Source organism: Epibacterium sp. MM17-32 (assembly GCF_022348205.1).
Taxonomy (GTDB): domain Bacteria; phylum Pseudomonadota; class Alphaproteobacteria; order Rhodobacterales; family Rhodobacteraceae; genus Epibacterium.
The window spans coordinates 518,280-541,687 of sequence record NZ_JAKRFC010000002.1 but is presented as its reverse complement, the minus strand read 5'-3'; the positions used below and the strand labels follow the sequence as shown (position 1 = coordinate 541,687).

Here is a 23,408-nt window from a genome sequence, read left to right as displayed (position 1 = left end):
AGCGTTGCGGTCTTGTCAAACCCTGGGTGTTCGCCAAGACTGCGCCGTATGGGCCGGGAGCCGCCAGGTCGGACCGGCTGACAGACATTGATAAAAAACGACGAGGGGGGTCCCATGAAGACCACTACTGCACTGACACTGACGTCGCTTCTCTTGGCGTCGGCCGCGCCGTTGAGCGCGGAAACCCTGCGCTGGGCGCGCTCCGGCGACGCGCTGACGCTGGACCCGCACGCCCAAAACGAAGGGCCGACGCATACCATCCGCCACCAGATGTATGAACCGCTCATCATCCGTGATGTGACCGGCGCGTTCGAACCTGCACTGGCGACCGAATGGGCCCCCAAAGAGGGTGATCCGAACGTCTGGGTGTTCAAACTGCGCGAAGGTGTGAAATTCCACGGCGGCGAAGACTTCACCGCAGAGGATGTGGTGTTCTCCTTCACCCGCGCCAAGCAGGAAAACTCCGACATGAAGGAGCTCATTGGCTCCATCACCGAGGTGCGCGCGGTCGACGACCTGACAGTCGAGATTGTCACCGACGGGCCGAACCCGATCCTGCCGTCGAACCTCACCAACCTGTTCATCATGGACAAGGGCTGGACCGAGGCCAACGACACCGTGAACGTGCAGGACTTCGAGGGTGGCGAGATCACCTATGCCACCACCAATGCCAACGGCACCGGCCCCTATGTGCTGCAAAGCCGCGAGCCGGACGTCAAAACCGTGATGACCCTGAACGAGAACTACTGGGGCAAGGACCAGTTCCCGCTTGAGGTGACCGAAATCGTCTATACGCCGATCCAGAACCCCGCGACCCGTGTTGCGGCGCTTCTGTCGGGCGAGGTGGATTTCCTTCAGGACATGCCGGTGCAGGATCTGGACCGCGTCAATGGCGCCGATGGCCTGATGGTGCGCCAGGCACCGCAGAACCGGGTGATCTTCTTTGGCATGAACATGGGCGCCGATGACATCGAGGCCGACAATGTGGACGGCAAGAACCCGCTTGCGGATGTGCGCGTGCGCAAGGCGATGTCGATGGCGATCAACCGCGATGCGATCCAGAAGGTCGTGATGCGCGGACAGTCCCAGCCCGCCGGCATGATCGCACCGCCCTTCGTCAACGGCTGGACCGAAGAGATGGACGCGGAATCCAAGACCGACATCGAAGGTGCCAAGGCGCTGATGGCTGAAGCGGGCTACGGCGACGGGTTCTCGATCCGTCTGGACTGCCCCAATGACCGCTATGTCAACGACGAGCCGATCTGTCAGGCCGCCGTGGGCATGCTCGGTCAGATCGGCATCACCGTGAACCTCGACGCCAAACCCAAGGCGCAGCACTTCCCGCTGATCACCGATGGCAAGACCGACTTCTACATGCTGGGTTGGGGCGTGCCGACATACGATTCCGAGTATATCTTCAACTTCCTCGTGCATGGTCGTGAGAGCGACATCGGCACCTGGAACGGCACCGGCTACGACAATGACGAGCTGGACGCGAAGATCAAATCGCTGGCCTCGAACACCGATCTGGACGCGCGCAATCAGGACATTGCCGACATCTGGCGGGTGGTTCAGGACGAGCAGCTCTACATCCCGATCCACCATCAGGTGCTGAACTGGGGCATGTCCGAGAAGGTCGACATCGCGGTTGATCCCGAAGATCAGCCGAAGGTCAAATACTTCAAGATGAACTGATCTCTGTCGCAGCGGACCGGCGTGCCCGGTGTGCTGCATGACATGCCAAGGTCGCCGGGGCGCATACGCATCCCGGCGACACGCGCATTGACCGGAAAGGACTTCCCGATGCTCCGTTTCTTACGCACCGCTGCCTGCGCGGCAGCCTTCCTCCCCGCAGCCCTTGTGCCTGCCGCTCAGGCCAAGGAATTTTCATGGGCGGTGACCACCGATCCGCAGACGATGGACCCGCATGCGGTCAACTCCACCCCCGTTTTGGGGTTCTTGAACAACGTCTATGAAGGCCTCGTGCGGCGCGGCAAGGACATGAGCATCGAGCCTGCGCTGGCCACCGGCTGGGAGCCGATCGGCGACGGCGAAGGCTGGCGGTTTTTCCTGCGCGAGGGGGTGACGTTTCAGGACGGCAGCACCTTTGACGCAGAGGATGTGCTGTTCTCTTATGAGCGTGCATCCAGCCCGGAATCGGACACGGCCAGCTGGTTTGCGCCGGTCTCGGATGTGGTCAGGGTCGATGACTACACCGTTGATTTCCTGACCCATTCTCCCAACCCGATCTTTCCTGACAGCATCGCCAACTGGATGATCATGGACAGCGGCTGGGCCGAGGCCAACGCCGCGACCCGCCCCGACAAGGAAAGCGGCAACTTTGCCACGCTCAATGCCAATGGCACCGGTGCGTTTCGTGTGACAACCCGCGAGCCGGGTCTGCGCACGGTGTTGGAGCCTTTTGCGGAGTGGTGGGGTGAGCCCGAACACAACATCACCCGCGCCGAAATGACGCCGATCCAGAACCCGGCCACAGCGCTTGCGGCGCTGCTGTCGGGGGATGTGGATATGATCAACCCGGTGCCCATTCAGGACGTTGAGCGCCTGCAAGGCAATCCGGATGTGCAGGTCGTGCAAGGCATCGAGGCGCGCGTCATCATGCTGGGGTTCCCGCATGAGGCCGAAGCGCTGAAGTTCTCAGCCGAAACCGAGAGCAACCCGTTCGCCGATGCGCGCGTGCGCAAGGCCGTGGCCCATGCCATCAATGTGCCGGCAATCCTGCGCACCATCATGCGTGGCAATGCCGAACCAGTGAACCAACTGGTGAGTGGCGCCATGCGGGGCTATTCCGACGAACTGGATGATGCGCCCGCCTATGATCCGGAGGCCGCCAAAGCCCTGCTGTCCGAGGCAGGATACCCGAAGGGTTTCTCCTTTGGTCTGAAATGCCCCAACAACCGTTACCTCAATGACGAGGCGGTCTGTCAGGCCGTCACCGCCATGCTGGCGCAGGTGGGACTGAAGGCAACGCTGGATGCGATGCCGGTGCAGAATTACTGGCCGGAACTGCGGGCCGGAAATTACGATATGTACCTTCTGGGCTGGTCGCCGGGCACCTTAGATGCGGAACACCCGATCCGCTTCCTTGCGGCAACCCCCAATGAGGAAAAGAAGCTCGGTTCGTGGAACTTTGGCGGTTATTCCAACGCACGCGTGGATGAACTGCTGCCCAAGATCCAGTCCCAGATCGACGAGTCGACCCGGCAGGGGATGCTCGATGAGGTGGCGCAGGTCTTGCAGGACGAGACCGCCTATGTGCCGCTTTATGTGCAACCGCTGGTCTGGGGCACCGGCAGCAACGTCACCCTGACCCAAAGGCCGGATAACTTCTTTATTCTGCGCTGGGTCTCCGTTAACTAACGCCGCTCATCAAGGCAGACGGGGGCTTCGGCCCCCTTCATCCACCCACAGGAGAGCACGGATATGCTCGCTTATATCATCCGGCGCGTGGCCCAATCCGCGCTGGTTCTTCTTATCGTCGGACTCGTGGCCTTTGCCATGTTCCGCTTTGTCGGTGACCCGATCGACAACATGCTGGGCCAGGAACGCACCGCCGAGGACATCGAACGGCTGCGCGGACAACTTGGCCTCGATCAGCCCTTTGTGGTGCAATACTACCGGTTTCTCGAAAACGCCGTGCAGGGCAATTTCGGGGTCAGCTACCGGCAGGGCCGGCCCGTTATCGACATCCTGATGGAACGCGCGCCCGCGACACTGGAACTGGCGGCGGTCTCGGGCATTCTTGCGATCATATTCGGCATCGCGCTTGGGGTGTTTACCGCCATCAAGCGAAACGGGATCACGGCCAATCTCATTATGTCCGGCTCCCTCATAGGGGTGTCCTTGCCGACCTTCCTGATTGGTATCCTGCTGATTTATCTGTTTTCTGTGGAACTTGGCTGGTTGCCGAGTTTCGGGCGCGGCGAGGTGGTCGACCTTGGCGGCTGGAGCACGGGGTTCTTAACCGCAAGTGGCCTCAAGGCGCTGATCCTGCCGTCGATCACGCTGGGGCTTTATCAGATGACACTCATCATGCGGCTGGTGCGCTCGGAAATGCTCGAGGTGCTCCGGCAGGATTATATCCGCTTTGCCCGCGCCCGTGGCCTGCGGGATCGCACCGTGCATTTCCGTCACGCGCTGAAGAACACCATGGTGCCGGTGATCACCGTGATCGGCCTGCAAGTGGGCGCGATCATCGCATTCGCCATCATCACCGAGACGGTGTTCCAGTGGCCCGGTGTCGGCCTGTTGTTCATCAACGCGATCCAGTTCGTCGATATCCCGGTGATGGCAGCCTATCTGATGCTGATTTCGGTGATGTTCGTCGGTATCAACCTGATCGTCGATATCCTCTATTTCTTTATCGATCCGCGTCTGCGCGTTGATCGCAAGGGAGGTCACTAATGTCTGAGGCATCTACCCCCGCCCAGAAATCGCGCCTGCGCACCGCGCTGGAAAGCGATCTGTTCTATACCTTCAAACGCTCGCCCGTGGCGGTGGTCTCCACCGTGGTGGTTCTGGTTCTGGTGCTCTCGGCGGTCTTTGCGCCGCTGATTGCGCCCACCAACCCGTTTGATCCGGCCTCGCTCAACCTGATGAACGGCTTCACACCGCCGATGTCGCCCAATGATTTCACCGGTGAGACGTTCTTTATGGGGACCGATGATCAGGGCCGCGATGTGTTCTCGACCATCCTTTATGGGATGCGGATTTCGCTGTTCGTTGGCGTCGCTGCCGTTCTATTTGCCATGGTGCTTGGGATCACGCTGGGCTTGTTGTCCGGCTACCTCGGTGGCTGGGTCGAGACGGTGATTATGCGGATTGCCGATGTGCAGCTGACCTTTCCGTCGATCCTTGTGGCGATGCTGATCTTTGGTGTCGCCAAGGGCATCACCCCGGTGGAATACCGCGATCAGATGGCGATCTGGGTGCTGATCCTTGCGATTGGCCTGTCGGATTGGGTGCAGTTTGCCCGCGTGGTGCGTGGCGCGACCCTTGTTGAGAAAAACAAGGAATACGTCGAGGCCGCCCGGCTGATCGGACGACGCTCCGGTGCGATCATGTTGCGGCATATCCTGCCCAACGTGCTGTCGCCGGTGCTGGTCATCGCGACGATCTCGCTGGCACTGGCGATCATTGCCGAGGCGACGCTGTCGTTCCTCGGGGTGGGCGCGCCGCCGACCCAGCCGTCTCTTGGTACACTCATTCGCATCGGGCAGGGCTTCCTGTTCTCCGGCGAATGGTGGATTCTTCTCTTCCCTGCGATCACGCTGTTGGGACTGGCGCTGAGCGTCAACCTGCTGGGCGACTGGCTGCGTGACGCCCTGAACCCGAGGCTTCGCTAATGGCTGACCCAGTTCTGTCCATCCGCAACCTTTGTGTGGAAATCCCGACCCGCCACGGCATTCTGAAACCGGTCGATGGCGTCTCTTATGATATTGCCAAGGGCGAAATCCTCGGCATCGTTGGCGAAAGTGGCGCCGGCAAGTCGATGGCCGGCAATGCCGTCATTGGCCTTCTGAACCCGCCGGCGCATGTGTCTTCTGGCGAGATCTGGCTCAATGGCAAACGCATCGACACCCTGAAAGGCGACGCGCTGCGCCGCCTGCGGGGCAAGGAAATCGGCATGGTCTTTCAGGACCCGCTGACCTCGCTCAATCCGCTGTTGCGGATCGGGGATCAGCTGGTGGAGACCATGCTGACCCATCTGCCGATCAGCAAATCCGAGGCCGAGAAACGCGCCGTGGCCGCGCTGGAGGAAGTCGGTATTCCCGGCGCCGCCAAACGTGTGAACAGCTACCCGCACGAATTTTCCGGCGGCATGCGTCAGCGGGTGGTGATCGCGCTGGCGCTCTGTGCTGAGCCGTCTTTGGTGATCGCGGATGAGCCGACAACCGCGCTTGATGTGTCCGTACAGGCGCAGATCATCGCGCTGCTGAAACGGCTTTGTCGTGAGCGGGGCACAGCGGTGATGCTGATCACGCACGACATGGGCGTGATTGCCGAGGCCGCAGATCGTGTGGCGGTGATGTATGCCGGGCGTCTGGCCGAGCTTGGCCCGGTGCGCGATGTGATCACCGCGCCGGAACACCCCTATACGCATGGCTTGATGGCCTCGACGCCGCTGGCGTCGCGTGGGCAGAAACGTCTGCACCAGATCCCCGGCGCCATGCCGCGTCTGGATGCGGTGCCCGATGGCTGTGCTTTCAATCCGCGCTGTCCGCGCGTGGCCGACAAATGCCGACAGGCACCTGCGCCCAAGGTCGACGGTGCTGCCGCTGCCTGCTGGTTCCCGCTACAACATGAGGAGGCCTCCTGATGGCGCTTGTCTCCGTCAAGAACCTGAGCCGTGTGTTTGACGTCTCCAAACCCTGGCTGAACCGGGTGATCGAACGCGAACCCAAGGCATTCCTGACCGCCGTCTCCGAGGTGGATTTCGAGGTCGAGCCACAGACCACCTATGCGCTCGTTGGCGAATCCGGGTCCGGCAAATCCACCATTGGCCGCATGCTGGTGGGGCTACTCAATCCCTCGGGCGGCAATGTGGAGATCGAAGGCGTTGATCTGGCGAACGAGACAGACGCCGCCAAGGTCGATGCGATCCGCTCTGACATCCAGATGATCTTTCAGGACCCCTATGCCTCGCTCAACCCGCGCTGGCGGGTGCGTGACATCATCGTCGAACCCGTGGCGGCGCGTGGTGGCAAGACCGATGGGCTGGCCGAACGCCTGCTGGAACAGGTCGGCCTGTCGGTGAAAGACGCGGGCAAGTTTCCGCATGAGTTCTCCGGCGGGCAGCGGCAGCGGATCTGTATTGCCCGTGCGCTGGCCTCCGAGCCGCGCCTGATCGTCTGTGACGAGCCCACCTCGGCGCTGGATGTGTCGGTGCAGTCGCAGGTGCTGAACCTGATGAGCGACCTCAAGGATAACTTTGGCCTGACCTATGTGCTGATCACCCACGATCTGACGGTGGTGCAGCATATGGCGGACCGGATCGGGGTGCTCTACCTCGGGCGTCTGGTTGAGGAGGGCGCACCGGACGAGCTGTTTGAGCGCCCGAAACACCCCTATACGCAGATGCTGCTGGAGGCCGCCCCGCGCATGGATGGGTTTGGCCGCGAGGTGGCCCCGCCCGAGGGCGAAATCCCCGATCCGATCAACCCGCCGCCCGGCTGCGCCTTTCACCCGCGCTGCCCGCTGGCGGGTGACATCTGTCGACAAGAACGCCCCGAGATGCGCAGGATCGGGACAACCCGAGTCGCCTGTCACATGGCGGAGGGCTGACACAGACAACAGGAGCGCAGTGCCATGGCAGACCAGACATTCGGTATCATCGGAGGGACGGGCATGCTGGGCAGTGCGATCCTGCGTGCGGTTGTGCAGACGCAGATGGTCGCCGAGGAGCGGATCTGGGTGGCATCGCGGTCCGGGCAGCTTGACTGGTTCTCGGGTCATCCGGGGCTGAGCATCACCACGGACACGGCAGCCCTGATTGCGGCCTCGGACGTGGTGCTGTTGTGCGTGCCACCTGCGGCGATGGGCAAGCTGTCGCTGGACCTGAGAGACAAGCTGGTGATCTCCGTCATGGCGGGGATCACGATCGACCGGATCTCCGAGATGACCGGGGCGACGCGGATCATTCGCGCCATGAGCAGCCCGGCGGCGGCAGAGCGGCTTGCCTATTCGCCCTGGGTTGCGACAGAGGCCACGTCGGATGCAGATCGGGCCTTTGCCACGGGGCTGTTCGAGGCCTGCGGCAGCACGGACCAAATCACGCAGGAGGCGCATCTGGACGTCTTTACCGCGATGACCGGGCCGGTGCCGGGGTTTGTCGCCTATTTTGCCGAACTGATGGCGGATTACGCCGGGGCCAAGGGCCTGCCGCACGAGGTCGCCGACAAGGCAGTACGGCAGTTGTTCCTCGGGGCCGGGCAGATGATGGCGACGGGTGCGGCCCGTCCCAGCGATCATGTGCAGGAGATGATCGACTACGCAGGCACCACGGCTGCGGGGCTGGAGGTGCTGCGGGCCTCAGACATTGGCGCAGAACTGGCAAAAGGGCTGGACGCCGCGGTTGCCCGTTGCCGAACCATTGGCTAGCCCGACGTGTGGCGCGCCATGAACTCTGCAATTTCCGCCTGTGTCGGGGGCTGGCCTGAGAACATCTCCACGTAATGCGGTACGCGGTTCAGCCGCGCGACAGGGTCCTCTTCGACCTCCATCGAGATATAGCCCACCTGCGTGTAAATCGTGGTGAGGCTTCTGACGTCGGCCTGTTCCCTGCTGTAGCCAAAGCGCAGGAACATGTCGTGCACGGCGGCGATGCGGGCATTATCCGCCGCATCAAGCCGCGCCGCCAGTGTGGCGTCGTTGCGCGCCCAATTGCGGATCGCCAGATCGAGGCGCGCATCAAACAGGGCCGGGTCCAGCCAGCAATCCATCAGGTTGAACAGGGCTGTGTTGATGGTCTGCGCCGGGGCCTCGCAGCGGGCCTGTATCTGGCCAGTGTTGCGGGCCTCCCAGGTCTCAACCATGGCGTCGTGCAGCGCTCCGAGGTCCTTGAAATACCAGTAAAACCCTGTGCGCGTCTGATCCACGGCGCGGGCCAGCGGCATGATTTTCACCGCGTCGATCCCACTTGAGACCAAGAGATCAAGCGCGGCATCGAGCCAGAGGTCGCGCGAGCCGCGCGGGCGAGGGGAGGCGGGTTTGGACATGCGGGCACTCTAAAACAATTGACACATGTGTCAATTGCGATGCAGGCTGACTTTACACTTGTGTCAAGTCACCCGATTCCATGAGGCAGCGCCATGTCACACGATCCGCTTTTGCAGCCCTTTCAGCTGAAGCATCTGACCCTTCGCAACCGCATTATGACCACCAGTCATGAACCGGCCTACCCGGAGGACGGCATGCCCAAGGCGCGTTACCGCGCCTATCATGCGGAGCGGGCCAAGGCCGGGGTGGCGCTGGCGATGACGGCGGGGTCTGCGGCGGTCTCAAAGGATAGCCCGCCGGTGTTCAACAACATCCTCGCCTACAAGGACGAGGTGGTACCTTGGATCACCGACCTTACGGATGGTTGCCATGAACACGGCTGCGCGGTGATGATCCAGCTCACGCATCTGGGTCGACGCACAGGGTGGAACAAAGGCGACTGGCTGCCGTCGGTGTCCTCGTCACGGCACCGCGAACCGGCGCACCGGGCCTTTCCCAAGCTTGTCGAAGACTGGGATATTGAACGTATCATCACGGATTTCGCCGATGCCGCCGAACGTATGAAAGCCGGGGGCATGGATGGGATCGAGTTGCAGGCGTATGGCCATCTGATCGATCAGTTCTGGTCGCCGCTGACCAATGATTTGAGCGGCCCCTATGGGGCGGACACTTTGGAGAACCGTTTGCGGTTCCCGATGGATGTGCTCTCGGCCATTCGCAAGCGGGTGGGGGATGAGTTCATCGTGGGTATGCGGTTCACGGCGGATGAGGTGCAAAAAGGCGGCATCACCGCAGAGGAAGGGCTGGAAATCACCCGCATCCTGAGCGCGACGGGGCAGGTGGATTTCCTCAATGTGATCAGAGGGCGCATCCATACCGATCCGGCGATGACCGATGTGATCCCGGTGCAGGGGATGAAATCCGCGCCGCATCTGGATTTTGCAGGCCGCGTCAAACAGGAAACCGACCTGCCGGTGTTCCACGCCGCGCGTATCCCGGATGTCGCCACCGCGCGCCATGCGGTGCAGGCGGGGCTGTTGGATATGGTGGGGATGACGCGGGCGCATATGGCCGACCCGCATGTGGTGCGCAAAATCCGCGAGGGGCGCGAGGACGACATCCGCCCCTGCGTGGGGGCGACCTATTGTCTGGATCGGATCTATCAGGCGGGGGATGCGCTGTGCATTCACAACGCCGCCACCGGGCGTGAATTGACGATGCCGCATGAGATCACAGCCGCCGAGACCTCAAAGAAAGTGGTGATCGTCGGCGCAGGTCCGGCGGGGCTGGAGGCGGCGCGCGTCGCAGCCGAGCGCGGGCATAAGGTGGTAGTCTTTGAGGCCCAGCCCGATCCCGGCGGCCAGATCCGCCTGACCGCGCAATCCCCACGCCGCCGCGAGATGATCTCCATCATCGAGTGGCGCATGGCGCAATGCGCGGCGCGGGATGTGCAGTTTCACTTTAATACTTGGGCCGAGGAGGCCGATGTGCTGGCGGAGACCCCGGATGTGGTCATTATCGCCACCGGGGGACTGCCCAATCTGGAGCTGTTCGAGACCGGGCAAGAGGCGGCGCATGTGGTCTCAGCCTGGGATTTGATTGCGGGGGATGTGAAACCGGCAGGCCGTGTGTTGATCTATGACGAAAGCGGCGACCACCCCGGCTTGCAGGCGGCAGAGGTGGCCGCAGAGGCGGGCGCTGAGGTTGAGGTGATGACCCCGGACCGCACCTTTGCGCCCGAAATCATGGCGATGAATCTCGTGCCTTATATGCGGTCCCTGCAAGATAAGGATGTGACCTTCACCGTGACCCGCCGCTTGTTAGGCGTGGCCAAAAAGGGCAACGAGCTGGTTGCCACGATTGGCACGGATTACAGCGATTTCACCTATGATCAGACCTACGATCAGGTGGTGGTGAACTATGGCACTTTGCCCAATGATGACCTCTATCAGGAGTTGCGCCCCGCGAGCGTGAACCATGGCGAAGTCGACCATGAAGCGCTTATTACCGGTCAGTTACAGACGGTCAGCCGCAACCCGGAAGGCGCGTTTCAACTGTTTCGGATCGGCGATGCGGTGTCGGCACGCAACACCCACGCGGCGATCTACGATGCGCTGCGCCTGATGAAAGACATCTGAGTGCGCAGCCTTCACCCTTTCTGTCAGACCGCCCTGGCGGTGGTCTGACGCCCCTCGCGGGCCTCAAGCCATTCTGTCACCGCTTGCTGCGGCATCGGGCGTGCGATGCCGTAGCCCTGAAAGCGGCTGCACCCCAGCGACAGCAGCTTGTCCTGCTCCACCTCGGTTTCGACACCTTCGGCCAGGCACTCGATGCCAAGGTTGCGGCACAGGTCGATCATCGTGCGCAGGATCATTTCCTGTTCGGCGTCCTGATCGACGCCGGATACAAAGTCACGATCCACCTTGACCCCGTCGACCTTGAAGCGCCGCAGGTTGGAGATCGAGGCATGTCCGGTGCCAAAATCATCCAGCTCGATCCGATAGCCGCGTGCCTGGAGCTGGGAAATGGTGTTCAGGGCCGGGTCCACACCGTCGCTGAACAACACGCTTTCCAGAACTTCGATGGCTATGTCCTTGGGCTGGAGGTTCGCCGCAAAGAGCGCATCGTCGAGATATTCCACCAGACCACCATCGCGCAGCTGCTTGGCCGAGAAATTGACGCTGACACAAGGCGCGGGCAGGCCGCGGCGCCGCCAGTCCTGCAGGGCGGCAATGGCATCTGACACGATCCGCTCCGTCAACCGGTCGCCGAGGCCATGTTCGAAGGCCAGCGTGATGAAGACACCGGGGTCGAGCATGCCACGTTCGGGGTGATGCCAGCGCGCCAGCGCTTCGAACCCGATGACCTCATCCGTGTGGCCATCGATCTGGGGTTGGAAGAACGCGGTGATCTCGCCCTGCTCCAAACCACGCCGCAGATCCTTGAGCAGCGCCATGTTGCCCTCGAATTTGGCACGCGTGGCATCGTTGTAGAACGACGCCCGCCCGCGGCCCTTGCTCTTGGCGACATAGAGCGCGATGTCGGCATTGGACAGGATGCGGGCAGGGTCTTCTTCGCTGTCGTCGGCAAAGGCGATGCCGATACTGGCCCCGACGTTGATGAACTCTCCCCAGACCTCGATCGGCTGGGACACCGCTTCGATCACGGATTGGGCAAAGCTCCGCAAGGTGCCCTCGTCGCCGGGGTTTTGCAGAACAATGACAAACTCGTCTCCGCCAACGCGCGCGGTCAGATCCTCCGGGCCGACCTGTCGCTGCATCGCCCGGGCGGCATGACGCAGGATTTCGTCGCCGGCGGCGTGGCCCATCAGATCGTTGATCTGCTTGAACCGGTCCAGATCGACATGCAGGATCGCTGCCGGTCGGGTGCTGTCCCGCGCCTCCGCCAGTCGGCGTTGCAGATACTCCTGCAGAGCCCGGCGATTGGGCAGGTTGGTCAGTTGGTCGTGCAGCGCCAGATGCTCAATGCGTGATTTTGCGGCGCTCAGATCCTGCAGCGTATGAGAGAAGGCCGCCACACCGCGCGCAATCTGCCCGACCTCGTCCTCGCGCGTCAGGTCGCGGACGGTGGTGTCATAGTTGCCGTTGCGAATGCTCTCCATGGCAGCGGCCAGCCGCGTGAGGGAGGACACGAGATGGCTGCCGAACCCGAGAAACATGGACCCGGCAATCAGAAACACCACGATCATCGCCGCAAAGACGATCACAACCTGACGGGCGTATTTGCGGCGCTCGCTGCGATTGGTCTGGAGCGCGCTGGCCCGCACTTCCTGCTCCAGCGCCACAAGGTCCAGTTCCAGCCTCCGGGCCAGGCGTTCGAGGCGGCTGTGCGAGGGCACATGGGTATCGGCAATCAGGCCAAGCGCGATCGAGGCTTCGGTGTTCCAGGCGTCAAACTGTTGTGCCACGCGTTGGGTCATGGCCTTCTGGCGCTGCGAGCCCTCGCTGGTCTCCAGAATGGACCATACGGCCTGAAACCCGTCTACGAACTGCCCATGACGGCGGGAGACCCGGGCGGAGGGGGGAACGGTGTTGAACTCAAGAAAGCGGGACAGCTGCGTTTCGATTTCTTCCCGGATGCGTTGGGCGCGTTCGGTGGCTTGTAGCGTCTTCAGCGTTGTGCTGTCGGATTTCTGGATGGCGTTCTGCGTCTGGATCGCTGCAATCGACAGGCAGGACGCGGCAACGATGCCGATGAGGATCAGCAACACGATTGGTCCCAGAATACGGCGTTTGATCGACATAGGGGGTCCTTCAATCCACCGGCAGCGAGGGTGCCGAGACATGCGGGTCATACGCCGTCAGTGTTTCAAGGAAGGCGAGCAGGTCATTGACATTGCGGTCCGTCAACCCGTCCAGCGGCGCAATGTCGTTCTGCCGGTCCGGATGCGGAACACCGCCGCTGCGGTAATGCGCGATCACGTCGCGCAGCGTGGTCAGGCTGCCGTCATGCATGTAGGGGGCCCGCAGGGCGATATTGCGCAGCCCCGGGGTTTTGAAGTGATACTGCATCTCCGGATCCAGGAGGCCACGGCCACTGTCGTCGCTGGCCAGTCCGATCGTGTGAAACCCGTGATCGGTGAAGGCCCAGCTCTGGTGGCAGCTGCTGCACCGCCCGACTCCGGTAAAGACCTCAAAGCCGCGTTTGGCGGAGGTGGAAATCGCCTCCTCGTCCCCTTCGATCCAATCGTCGAAGGGCGACCATCCGGACCGCAGGGTGCGGAGATAGGTGGCCAGGGCAGCCACGATGTTGTCCTGGGTCAGGCCGTCTTCGGGAAATGCGATCTCGAAATAGCGGCGATACCCGGAAATCGCCTCCAGCCGCCGCACCACCTGCCGCATGCTTGAATTCATCTTGAGCGGATGGGTGATCGGCCCAACGACCTGCAGTTCGAGGCTGCCGACCCGCCCGTCCCAGAAGAAATACTCTGACTCTGCCAGATTCTCGATCGTGGGCGTGTGCCGTTCCAGCGCCTGATTCATCGCGCCCACCGCCCGCGACGCCGGGGTTTCCCACCCGAAGGAGGGGTTGTGACAGGTGGCACAGCTGAGATTCTGCGCGCCCGACAGGCGGGTGTCAAAGAACAGCATTTTGCCAAGCGCCGCTTTTTGCGGGGAATAGGGATTGGTCTCGGGAAAGGCGATGCGGGCGGGGCGCTCAAACCCGACTCGCAGGTCGTGAAAGGTGGTCGCTGCCAGCAGGAGGACGCTGCACAGCAAAAAAGAGAGGGTCTTGATGAGATGCACGGCTGCTTTCCCCAGAGCCTAGAACAGCGTTGAATTGCCGTTCAGCGTGAGGTTGCGCCCGTGAAAAAACAGTTTATTCCAACCGCGAGAACCCGGTTAGTTCTTTGAAAAACAAATTAAATCCTCGGTCTAATTTATCTCTTCTCGACCTCTATCGCCTGATGGGCGGCTGCTGAAACACCCGGATCTGGTGCCCGTGGCATGGCGGATGCACCGGTTTCAGAAGTCACGGCACATGCGAGAAAAGTATATTTCAAACAGGAGGTTACTGGCTGTTCGCTCACCTCGCCAAAGCGACCAACTGGTGCTGGACATCGGTGCTGAAGGGGCCGCGCGAACACGGCGCTCCTTTGCAATTTGACTCGCATTTTAGATATATACGCCGACATTTTAGCTCTTCATTAGCATCCTCACGGCAAGAGTTGGCCTGCATCTTATTGAGTTTGTTGTGGTGGCCAAAGCGCCCCGCACGTTCAGAAAGACGAGAGAGAAACCCCATAACGGGGCAAGGAAATACATCGGGGCCAAAGTGCTCCTTGCTCAAAGGAACTCATGCTATGTCCAGCATTTTGACAAACAATGGTGCAATGGTCGCCCTGCAGACGCTGAAGTCTGTGAATATGAACCTCACCGACACACAGAACGCGATTTCCACCGGTAAGGAAATCGGCACCGCCAAGGATAACGCCGCGGTTTGGGCGATTTCCAAGACCATGGAATCCGACATCGCGAGTTTTGAAGCGATCGAGGAAGGTCTGGCCATGGGCGATGCGACCGTTGCGGTTGCTTCGGCAGGGGCCGAGCAGATCGTTGAAAAGCTTGTGGAAATCAAGGAACTGATCGTTTCTGCCCAGGCTGAGAACGTCGACCACGACAAGATCCAGACCGACATTGATTCCAAGGTGGATCAGATCGAATCGATCATTTCCGCGGCGCAGTTCAATGGCGCAAACCTGCTGGCCAACACGATCGACGGCACGGCAACCGAAATGGGTGTTCTGGCCTCGCTGGATCGCGTCGGCGCCGGCGGCACCGTGACCTCGGTGGATATTACCATCGCGGCGCAGGGCTTCGAATCCAGTCTGAACCTGTCCACCAGCCTGACCACGATCACCGATACCGCAACCGCCGAATCCGCTCTGGCGGAGATCGAGGTCTATCTCCAGACCGCCATCTCCGGCGCTGCGGCCCTCGGGGCCGCCTCTGCGCGGATCGACGATCAGTCCCAGTTCGTGACCGACCTTGTCGACTCCATGACCCTCGGGGTCTCGACAATGACGGATACCGACATGGAAGAAGCATCGGCCCGATTGTCGGCGCTACAGACCCAACAGGAGCTGGCGGTGCAATCGCTCGGCATTGCCAACGAAGCGCCACAGGCCCTGCTCCAGTTGTTCAACTAACCGTCTGAACCATACGATGAAGGTCACACTTCAGGGGCGCGTTTCGCGCCCCTTTTTTGCATGAGGCAGCGCCTCGCGCGTCTTCGATCCGGCATCAGGCGACCGGTTTATACGCCGTCACATCGATTTCGATCTTGGCATCGACCATCAATTGCGAGCGCACCGTCGAACGTGCCGGAGCGCCGTTGGGGAAATAGCTCGCGTAGACCCGGTTGAAGGTCCAGAAATCCCGCGGATCATCGAGCCAGACATTGACCTTGGCCACGTCGTCCAGCGTGCAGCCCGCCTGCGCCAGTACGGCGATCACGTTCTCCATGGTGCGCTTGGTCTGTGCCTCGATGCCGCCGGGCTCAATCTCACCCCGTTCATTCATCGCGACCTGACCGGAAATAAAGACAAAATCGCCAGCGCGGGTGGCCGGGGAAAACGGCAGGTTCTGCCCGCCTGCGCCAGTGCGCTCTGCGCCGATACGTTCAATTGTCATGAGGAGTCTCCTGATAGTTTGGGAGTTTAGCCCCGCACCGCCTGTTCAAGGGCGTTGCGGGTTTGGGAAAGGGTCGGGATCGGTGTCACAGCACCAAAACCGGTGGTCGAGAGCGCGGCCGCCATATTGGCGTGCTCGGCTGCGGCGAATGGATCGTCGGTTGTCAGAAGGCGCGCGAGGAAGGCGCCGTTGAAACAGTCGCCTGCGCCGGTGGCGTCTTTGGCCGCGACGCGGTGCCCGGACAGCCTGCGTTGCGCGCCGTCGACAGAGATCAGCACGCCCTCAGCCCCCAGCGTCAGGGCCACGATGCGCGGGCCGAGGTCGTGATAGAACCTGGCAATGTCCTCAGCCGTGTTCAGGCCCGTCAATTGCCGTGCGTCATCGAGACCCGGCAGCGCAATGTCACAGGTCGCCATGCAGCGATGTGTCGTCTCGCGGGCCACGTCCAGCGACCAGAGCGCAAGGCGCAGGTTCGGATCAAAGGCAAACATGCCGCCTGCGGCGCGCGTGAGTGCTGCGGCCTCGGTCACGGCGTCCTGCATGCTGGGGGACACAGCAAGGCTGATGCCCGAGGCGTAAAAGATCGGGCCGTTCTGCAAGGCTGCGCGCGGCAGATCCGCGGGGGCGAGGCGTGAGGCGGCTGATCCCTTGCGCCGATAGGTGAAGTGATGACCATCCGCATCGTGGGTCACGAAATAGACGCCGGTCTCTTCTCCGGTGGCGCGGGTGACATGCGCGGTCGAGACGCCCTCGTCAGACCACAGATCGCCAAGGGCGGCCCCAAAGGGATCATCGCCGACGCGGGTGATCATTCCTGCGCGCGCGCCCTGCCGGGTGGCGGCGATGGCGACGTTTGACACATCACCGCCAAAGCCCATCGCAAAGGAACCGTCAGACGTCTGGTTGAACTCCACCAGTGGCTCGCCAAGGCATAGGATCTGAGGACTGCTCACCAGACTTGCCCCCGCGCGGCGACGGGTTCGGTGCCGATGATCTCATCGCCGCGCATCAGCGTGACGTGGTCGAGCATATTCGACACCACGCAGGCATGATTGGGCACGATCCGGAGTTGGTCGCCAACCCGAAGCCCGGTTGGCTGATCCGAGGTGATCCGGCCATGCTCTTCACTCAGTTGATCGATGTTCAGATCGGGGTGCCCCAGAACGTGACCAAAGCCATCGAGACCAAGCAAATCCGAGGTCAGTACCTTGGACCCTGCGTCTATGATTGCGCGGGTCTTTGACGGGGTGGAAACCACCGTCGCCAGAACCGTCAGGGCGCAATCGTCCCAGTCGCAGGTGCCACGCGTCACCAAGGAGCGGTCGTTGTAGATATAGGTCCCGATCCGGTATTCGGTGGCGAGCGGCATCTGGTGGGCGCGCCACATATCGGGTGATCCGCCAGAGGAAATCACGTCGACTGTCAGGTCCGTGGCCTCAATTAGATCCTTGGCTTCGGCGAGCCATGTGGTGACCTGCGTTGCGCCCCCCGTCGGCGGGTAGGTCATCAGCCCCGCAAAGCGCAGACCGGGGGCGGCATTGATCGCCGACGCCAGCTCAAGCGCCTCTGCCGGAGTTTCCACACCGCAACGATCCGCGCCGGTATTGCACTCGACCAGCACCGGGAGCGGGGTCTTTGCATCCGCAAACCCTGCACTCAGCCCTTCGACAACAGCGGCGTTATCCGCCACGACGGACAGGCGCACCTGTTCCGACAGGGCGCGCAGCCGTGCGACCTTGTCCTGACCGAGGATATTATAGGTGATCAGGATATCACGCATATCGCCACCCGCGATCATGGCCTCGGCTTCGGTGATTTTCTGACAGGTGATGCCGATGGCACCCTGTTCGATCTGATATTCTGCCAGACGCGGCAGTTTGTGGGTTTTGATATGCGGACGAAGCTGCAGTCCGTGAGTATCGCAATAGTCCTGAAAAGCGCGGACATTGGCCTCTGCGATGTTCAGATCGACGAGGACAGCGGGGGTGTCGATGGGCAAGGTCATCAGGCGGTTTCCTCAGCATGCGGCGTTTCAACACGCGGCCAGATCGCACGGGTCAGACGGGTGTAGTCGGTGCGCGCCGGGTTGTTTGGATAAGGGCCGTCAACGGCAGCGTAGAGGATCTCTCCGGCCACCGGCGCAAAGGCCCCGTGAAAGTGGTTGGTGGATTTCACCACCACGATGCGTTTATGGGCAAGATCAATGCCGAGGTTGGTGAAGAGATCGGGTGAGAAGGTCTGGCTGCGGTTGGTGTTCAACACAATGTCCAGATCCCCGATCCGGATCACCGCGCAATCGCCAAGCGGCACCACCGAGGTGCCAAAACTCTGCACCGCATCACGTTGAAGCCGCATCACGGTCACCCGCGCGTCCACCGGTGCGCCCGCATGGGCAGAGGTCTTGCCGCCAAAGCGCAGATCCAGCGTGGCCCCCTCTCCGGCGGCGAAACACAGACGCACCGCCATCGGGTCCCAAATGGTGCCAAAGGCCACGCCATCCAGCTGTTGGGTCAGCACCTCGCGCAGCAAAATCGTGGAATCGCCCGCCACACCGCCGCCCGGATTGTCCCAGACGTCCGCGACCACAACGGGGGTCTTGGTGCTGGTATCGGCGCGCCGCAGGGCCTCGGCCGCGGGTAGGAAATCGGGTTTGGTGCGACCACGAAAGCCAAATAGCTCCATCCCGAGGTCACGGGACAGGCGTTCCCCTTTGGCCTGATCGCCATCGGTGATCACGATGATCTTGGCGCCAAGGTCGGGGCTGTCGCCGGCCATGAACCCATGAATGACAGAGCCGGAGAGGATCTCGCCGCGCGCTTCCAACCCCATGATTTTATCCACGAACCCGCGCATCGGCTGAATGCTGGTCGGCAGCACATCCATCATGCGCACGTCAAAAACTGATATCTCGGGCACAATCTCACCGCGCACGGCGCGCAGGGTCAGATCCACGCAAGCCTCGCCCGCCTCGACAAAATCCGTATGCGGGAACTCCTTGAACACGGTGATGATGTCGGCGTTCTCGACCCGTTTGGCGCTCAGATGGCTGTGGGGGTCAAAGCTCACGCCGATCTTGGCGTCCGGTCCCGCCAGCGCGCGGGCGGAGGCGATCAATTCGCCCTCACAGTCGACACAGCCATCCGCAATCATCGCACCGTGCAGGCCCAGTATCACCGCGTCCACCGGCAGAGCGGCCTTCAACTGGCTCAGCACCTCATCGCGCAGATGCTCCCAGGTTGCCGCACTCACCAGCCCGCCGGGTTCCGCCCATGTGGCGGTGCCTTCGATCAGGGTGAACCCTTCTTCTTTTGCGCGCCGCCGCAAGGCCGGGAACACGGCGGAGCACAGCGTTGGCGTCTCCGGGTGTTCGCCCGGAGGGGCGTAAAAGCTCTGCGCAAAGTCGGAGAAATCCGTGCGCAGCGGCGAGAAGGTATTGGTTTCGGTGGCAAGAGAAGCGCAGAAGACGCGCATGAGGCAAATCCTTGAAATTTGGGTTCCGGGGCGAGAGCGCACCCACGCCCCGGACGGGGACCGTTAGTCGAGGTAAGAGGCGTCGTTGGCCTTCCCGACTTCGGATTTGAAGAGCGTCAGCAACTCGCCCGCCTTGGCGTCGAGGTTCTCGGCCACATGGGCCTCAAACGCGGGCTGGGTGGCACCGGCCATCGCGGCGCGCTGCTCGGCGGAGAGGGCGGTCACTTCGATCTTGTCCATCAGACCCGCCAGACCACGATCCGAGGCCTCAATGATGCGCGACAGACCCCGGCTGGCGGTGACGCAGCTTTCGGCGGCGGTGTGCAGGGTGTTCTGCTCCGCTTCGGTCAGACCATCGTAAAACGCCTTGTTGACCATGAAGGTGTAGGGCGAGAACAGGTGATTGGTCAGCGTCATGTGCTTTTGCACCTCTGCGAAATTCGCAAAAGAGATGATCGGCACCGGGTTCATCTGACCGTCGATCACGCCGGTTTGCAGGCCGGAATAGACCTCACCCCAGCTGAGCGGATAGGCCTCCGCCCCCAGCGCCTGCACGATCTTCTGGTGGCTCGGCAGGGTCATGGTGCGGATGCGGATGCCGTCAAAATCCTCAAGGTTGGCGATCTGGCGCTGAGAGTTGGTGACGGCAAAGAACCCGCCCGTATCCGGGAAGCCCAGCACCACGACGTCACCCAGTTCCGCCTCGATATCTGCCGCCAGTGCCTCGCCAAATTCACCGTCAAAGACCGAGTAGGTCGATGCGTTGTTGGCGAATGCAAACGGCAGGTTCAGCACGTCGATACGCGGGTAATAGCTCGCCAGTGCGCCGGTGGAGGTGAGTGTCGCCTGAATGACGCCGTCACGCACCTGCTGGACATGTTCGGCAGCGGTGCCAAGCTGGTTGGATCCAAAGACCTCAACCGTGACGCTGCCGTTGGTGTCGGCGGTGACGATATTCTGAAACACAGCCGTGCAGGCGTGCGCCGGGTTTTCAAACGGGTCTGTCTTGTTGTCGTGGCCAAAGCGGATGGTGCCACCGGCCATGGCGGAGCTGGCGGCCAGGGCGGCAATCGCGCCAACGACAGCAGTTTTCAGGACTGTTTTCATTTTGATTTCCTCACTGTTGGTTTTTTGATGGTTGGTTTGATGGCCCCGATCAGGGGGCAAATCCGAGCGCACGCGGCAGCATCAGGGCCGCGTCCTCCCAGAATGCGAATAGGAAGAGGATGATCACTTCGGCGATCAGGAAGGGGGCGAGCTTGACCGAGATCCGCTCCAGCTTCTCGCCCGTGACCGAGGACAGCACAAAGAGGCAGGCCCCCACCGGTGGCGTCATCAAAGAGATATTGAGCGCCAGCACAAAGATGATGCCTGCATGGATCGGCTCCAGCCCGATCTGTTCGGTGAGCGGCACAAGCACCGGGCCGAGGATGATCAGGATCGCAGTGATATCCATCACCATTCCGACCACGAGCAGAATGCAGATGATGATGGCGATCACCGCATATGGGTTTTCCGACAGGCCCAGCACACTGCCCGCGATGGCCTGCGGGATGCGCTCGAAGCTCATCCACCAGCCCAGGATTCCGGCAAAGGCGATGATGACAAAGATCACACCGGTGATGCGCGCGGTGCGCACCAACATGGCGTAGAGGTCGGGAAAGGTCAGTGTGCGGTAGACGAAGAAGCCGATGAACAGCGCATAGGCCACAGCGATAGAGGCCGCCTCGGTCGGTGTGACGATCCCGCCAAGGATGCCACCAAGGATGATGATCGGCATCAAGAGCGCAGTGATCGAAGACAGAAATGTCTGCCAGATTTCGCCCAATGTGGCACCGCGCTCGGCCTTGGGCAGGTTCTCACGTTTGCCGCCAATGGCGATCACGCCCATGCAGACCGCACAGATCACCAACCCCGGCAGCAGCCCTGCTGCAAACAGCCCACCGATGGAGACCCCCATCAAGGAGCCATAGACCACCATCAGCCCCGATGGCGGAATGGTCGGTCCGATGATTGACCCCGCAGCCGTGACCGCGCAGGCGTAATCGCGTTTGTACCCCTGTTTCACCATGGCGGGCACCAACGTCCGGCCAAAGGCTGCGGCGTCGGCGGTGGCAGACCCGGTGAGCCCGGCAAAGAACACCGAGGCCAGCATATTGGTATGGGCGAGGCCACCGCGAAAACGCCCCACCAGCACCTCCGCCAGTTTCACCAGCCGCCCGGTGATGCCGGTGCTGTTCATGATCTCGCCTGCGAGAATGAAGAAAGGCATCGCAAGAAACGGAAAGATATTGAGCCCGTTGAAGATCTTGCTCGGTCCGATGGCGAGGAACGTGGTGCCGCCGCCCATGCTGAAGATACCGATGACACCCGCAAGCCCGATGGCAAAGCCGATAGGCATGCCGACGGCAAGCAGGACGACAAAACAGATGCCGACGATCATGCGCCTGCTCCTTCTTCGCTATCGGTTTCGGGCAGATCAAGCTGTCGTCCGGCATCGCGGACCATCACCAGAACCACTTGCACGCAGGCCAGCGCGGCGGCGGCGGGGATCGCGGCGTAGAAGGGCTGCAACGTTGCGCCAAGGATCATCGCTTGCCGCTTGGCGCCGCTTTCGGCAAAACCGATGCCGAACCACAGCACGTAGAAAAACAGGGCGAATGTCATCAGGTCGATGGCGATCAGCATCGCGCGGCGCAGCGGAGCGGGCAGGTTGAGCAAGACCGCCGTCAGCCCGATATGTTCGCGCCGCGCAATCCCCGAAGAGACCGCCAGCATCGCAGCCCAGATCATCAGGTAGCGCGCCAGCACTTCGGGCCATGGCAATTGCCAGTGAAAGAAGTAGCGATCCACAACGCCGATCCAGACGTCGAGCACCAGAGCCACCATCAGCGCGGCAAGGATGACCTCGGTCCCGCGATTGATCTGGTGGCTCAGCCGACCTGCAAAATCCCCGATCATGACGACTCCCCGTTTTGTAATTAAGGTACATATTCAGGAGGAATTGTGGGTTCCGTCAAGTCATTTTTGTTACTTAGCTACAAATGCAGGTGTGTAAAGGAAGAATTCGATGGCGATTTGACCTAAAAATGTATCTTAGGTACAGAATCGCTTGATCAAATGACCGGAGAGACAGATGCCGACACCTGACAACGGCCCCGCACAGGGCGCAGTGGATCTGATCTCCAATCTCCGCCAGTTGAACGGCACCTTTGCCGCGCGTGAGCAGAAGGTGGCAGACTTCGTGTCGGCACATCTCGAGGAGATTTCCGGCATGACCATCGCCGAACTTGCGGGGGCGGTTGGGGTCAGCACGCCCACGGTTGTGCGCTTTTGCCGGAGCATGGGCTGTGACGGGTTTCGAGAGTTCAAATTACGCCTGGCACAGAACCTCGCGGTCAGCCTGCAATACCTCTCGCCCAGTCAGCGGGACGTGTCCGAGGGGGGCGCGGGCGCGGTCGATCAGGTGTTGGGCGCGCTCTATGCGACCGTGAATGTGATGCGTCAGCAGATCGTGCCCGAACGGCTTGATGCGGCGGTGCAGGCGTTGACGGAGGCCGGGCAGATCGTGGTCGCCGGGGTCGGCGGCGGATCAACCATGGTGGCGCAGGAGGCGGCCAACCGGATGTTCCGGCTTGGAATTCCGGCAGTTGCGGTGTCCGACAGCTATCTGTTGCAGATGCGCGCGGCGACCTTGGGGGCGAATGATGTCCTGCTGTTGGTTTCCACCAGTGGCGCGGCGGATGAAATCGTCAGTGCGGCGGGGATCGCCGGGGGCTACGGCGCAACGGTCGTGGCCATCACGCGCCCCGGCAGCCGGTTGGCGCAGGAAGCGACCATCGCAATCGAGGCCGATCTGCCCGAAGATCCGGACATCCTGAAACCCACCGCATCGCGCTATGCCCATCTGGTGATCGTGGATGCGCTGGCAATGTCCGTGGCGCAGGCGCGCAGCGAGGCCACAACCGAAAACTTGCGCCGCATCCGGGCCTCTCTCACCGCCTATCACGGTCGCACCGGGCCGCAGCCCCTGGGCGACTGAGC

General features: G+C 61.7%; 20 protein-coding genes. 10 read left to right on the top strand and 10 right to left on the bottom strand.

Annotated elements, in window-relative coordinates:
- Nucleotides 1-114 precede the first annotated feature (114 nt).
- From MHM88_RS05560 to MHM88_RS05530, 7 genes are all read left to right on the top strand, one after another.
- Entirely contained in the window at nucleotides 115-1,695 is a 1,581-nt protein-coding gene (locus tag MHM88_RS05560) for an ABC transporter substrate-binding protein (RefSeq protein ID WP_239361034.1), read from the top strand.
- A gap of 108 nt (nucleotides 1,696-1,803) precedes the next feature.
- Complete coding sequence (locus tag MHM88_RS05555) at nucleotides 1,804-3,381, top strand: ABC transporter substrate-binding protein (RefSeq protein WP_239361032.1); 1,578 nt, start codon at nucleotides 1,804-1,806, stop codon at nucleotides 3,379-3,381.
- A 63-nt stretch (nucleotides 3,382-3,444) separates the two neighbouring features.
- Nucleotides 3,445-4,425 carry an ABC transporter permease gene (locus tag MHM88_RS05550; protein ID WP_009175819.1) on the top strand — a complete coding sequence of 327 codons (981 nt, stop codon included), beginning with the start codon at nucleotides 3,445-3,447 and terminating at the stop codon, nucleotides 4,423-4,425.
- The gene (locus MHM88_RS05545) at nucleotides 4,425-5,366 is read left to right on the top strand and encodes an ABC transporter permease (RefSeq protein WP_239361030.1); all 942 of its coding nucleotides are present in this window, start codon (nucleotides 4,425-4,427) and stop codon (nucleotides 5,364-5,366) included. Before MHM88_RS05550 ends, MHM88_RS05545 begins: the two co-directional genes overlap by 1 nt.
- Complete coding sequence (locus MHM88_RS05540; protein WP_046002536.1) at nucleotides 5,366-6,340, top strand: ABC transporter ATP-binding protein; 975 nt, start codon at nucleotides 5,366-5,368, stop codon at nucleotides 6,338-6,340. Before MHM88_RS05545 ends, MHM88_RS05540 begins: the two co-directional genes overlap by 1 nt.
- Nucleotides 6,340-7,305 (top strand): ABC transporter ATP-binding protein, encoded by a 966-nt coding sequence (locus MHM88_RS05535; RefSeq protein ID WP_065334913.1) that lies wholly within the window; start codon nucleotides 6,340-6,342, stop codon nucleotides 7,303-7,305. Before MHM88_RS05540 ends, MHM88_RS05535 begins: the two co-directional genes overlap by 1 nt.
- Nucleotides 7,306-7,329: 24 nt before the next feature.
- On the top strand, nucleotides 7,330-8,121 hold the full coding sequence (locus tag MHM88_RS05530) for a pyrroline-5-carboxylate reductase (protein WP_239361020.1): 792 nt from the start codon (nucleotides 7,330-7,332) through the stop codon (nucleotides 8,119-8,121).
- Here the strand turns inward: MHM88_RS05530 and MHM88_RS05525 are convergent.
- Entirely contained in the window at nucleotides 8,118-8,738 is a 621-nt protein-coding gene (locus MHM88_RS05525; RefSeq protein ID WP_239361017.1) for a TetR/AcrR family transcriptional regulator, read from the bottom strand. The genes MHM88_RS05530 and MHM88_RS05525 overlap by 4 nt on opposite strands.
- A 93-nt stretch (nucleotides 8,739-8,831) precedes the next feature.
- Here MHM88_RS05525 and MHM88_RS05520 point away from each other — a divergent pair, with 93 nt between their 5' ends.
- The gene (locus MHM88_RS05520) at nucleotides 8,832-10,877 is read left to right on the top strand and encodes an NADH:flavin oxidoreductase (protein ID WP_239361015.1); all 2,046 of its coding nucleotides are present in this window, start codon (nucleotides 8,832-8,834) and stop codon (nucleotides 10,875-10,877) included.
- A 23-nt stretch (nucleotides 10,878-10,900) separates the two neighbouring features.
- Here MHM88_RS05520 and MHM88_RS05515 read toward each other — a convergent pair whose 3' ends face one another.
- Together MHM88_RS05515 and MHM88_RS05510 are read right to left on the bottom strand one after the other, a co-directional pair.
- Nucleotides 10,901-13,003, bottom strand: coding sequence for a bifunctional diguanylate cyclase/phosphodiesterase (locus tag MHM88_RS05515; protein ID WP_239361012.1), 2,103 nt, complete (start codon nucleotides 13,001-13,003; stop codon nucleotides 10,901-10,903).
- Between the two features lie 10 nt (nucleotides 13,004-13,013).
- A complete protein-coding gene (locus MHM88_RS05510; protein WP_239361009.1) occupies nucleotides 13,014-14,006 on the bottom strand; it encodes a cytochrome c peroxidase in 993 nt (330 codons plus the stop codon).
- A gap of 557 nt (nucleotides 14,007-14,563) precedes the next feature.
- Here MHM88_RS05510 and MHM88_RS05505 point away from each other — a divergent pair.
- Complete coding sequence (locus MHM88_RS05505; protein WP_239318415.1) at nucleotides 14,564-15,409, top strand: flagellin; 846 nt, start codon at nucleotides 14,564-14,566, stop codon at nucleotides 15,407-15,409.
- A gap of 94 nt (nucleotides 15,410-15,503) precedes the next feature.
- On the opposite strand, the gene MHM88_RS05500 is transcribed toward MHM88_RS05505, so the two are convergent.
- The 7 genes from MHM88_RS05500 to MHM88_RS05470 all read right to left on the bottom strand — a co-directional run bounded on the left by MHM88_RS05500 (nucleotide 15,504) and on the right by MHM88_RS05470 (nucleotide 22,325).
- Nucleotides 15,504-15,893, bottom strand: a complete 390-nt coding sequence (locus MHM88_RS05500; protein WP_239318417.1) for a RidA family protein — start codon at nucleotides 15,891-15,893, stop codon at nucleotides 15,504-15,506.
- 26 nt (nucleotides 15,894-15,919) lie between these two features.
- Complete coding sequence (locus MHM88_RS05495; RefSeq protein WP_239361006.1) at nucleotides 15,920-16,846, bottom strand: sugar kinase; 927 nt, start codon at nucleotides 16,844-16,846, stop codon at nucleotides 15,920-15,922.
- On the bottom strand, nucleotides 16,843-17,898 hold the full coding sequence (locus MHM88_RS05490) for a D-TA family PLP-dependent enzyme (RefSeq protein WP_239361003.1): 1,056 nt from the start codon (nucleotides 17,896-17,898) through the stop codon (nucleotides 16,843-16,845). The genes MHM88_RS05495 and MHM88_RS05490 overlap by 4 nt, the downstream gene beginning before the upstream one ends.
- A complete protein-coding gene (locus tag MHM88_RS05485) occupies nucleotides 17,898-19,364 on the bottom strand; it encodes a M81 family metallopeptidase (RefSeq protein ID WP_239361000.1) in 1,467 nt (488 codons plus the stop codon). The genes MHM88_RS05490 and MHM88_RS05485 overlap by 1 nt, the downstream gene beginning before the upstream one ends.
- A 63-nt stretch (nucleotides 19,365-19,427) precedes the next feature.
- Nucleotides 19,428-20,471, bottom strand: coding sequence for a DctP family TRAP transporter solute-binding subunit (locus tag MHM88_RS05480; protein WP_239360997.1), 1,044 nt, complete (start codon nucleotides 20,469-20,471; stop codon nucleotides 19,428-19,430).
- A gap of 49 nt (nucleotides 20,472-20,520) precedes the next feature.
- Nucleotides 20,521-21,807: a TRAP transporter large permease gene (locus tag MHM88_RS05475; RefSeq protein ID WP_239360995.1), complete on the bottom strand. Its 1,287-nt coding sequence runs from the start codon at nucleotides 21,805-21,807 to the stop codon at nucleotides 20,521-20,523.
- Nucleotides 21,804-22,325, bottom strand: coding sequence for a TRAP transporter small permease (locus MHM88_RS05470; protein WP_065325328.1), 522 nt, complete (start codon nucleotides 22,323-22,325; stop codon nucleotides 21,804-21,806). Before MHM88_RS05470 ends, MHM88_RS05475 begins: the two co-directional genes overlap by 4 nt.
- 175 nt (nucleotides 22,326-22,500) lie before the next feature.
- Between MHM88_RS05470 and MHM88_RS05465 the strand changes: the two genes are divergently transcribed.
- Complete coding sequence (locus MHM88_RS05465; protein WP_239360993.1) at nucleotides 22,501-23,406, top strand: MurR/RpiR family transcriptional regulator; 906 nt, start codon at nucleotides 22,501-22,503, stop codon at nucleotides 23,404-23,406.
- Nucleotides 23,407-23,408: the final 2 nt, after the last annotated feature.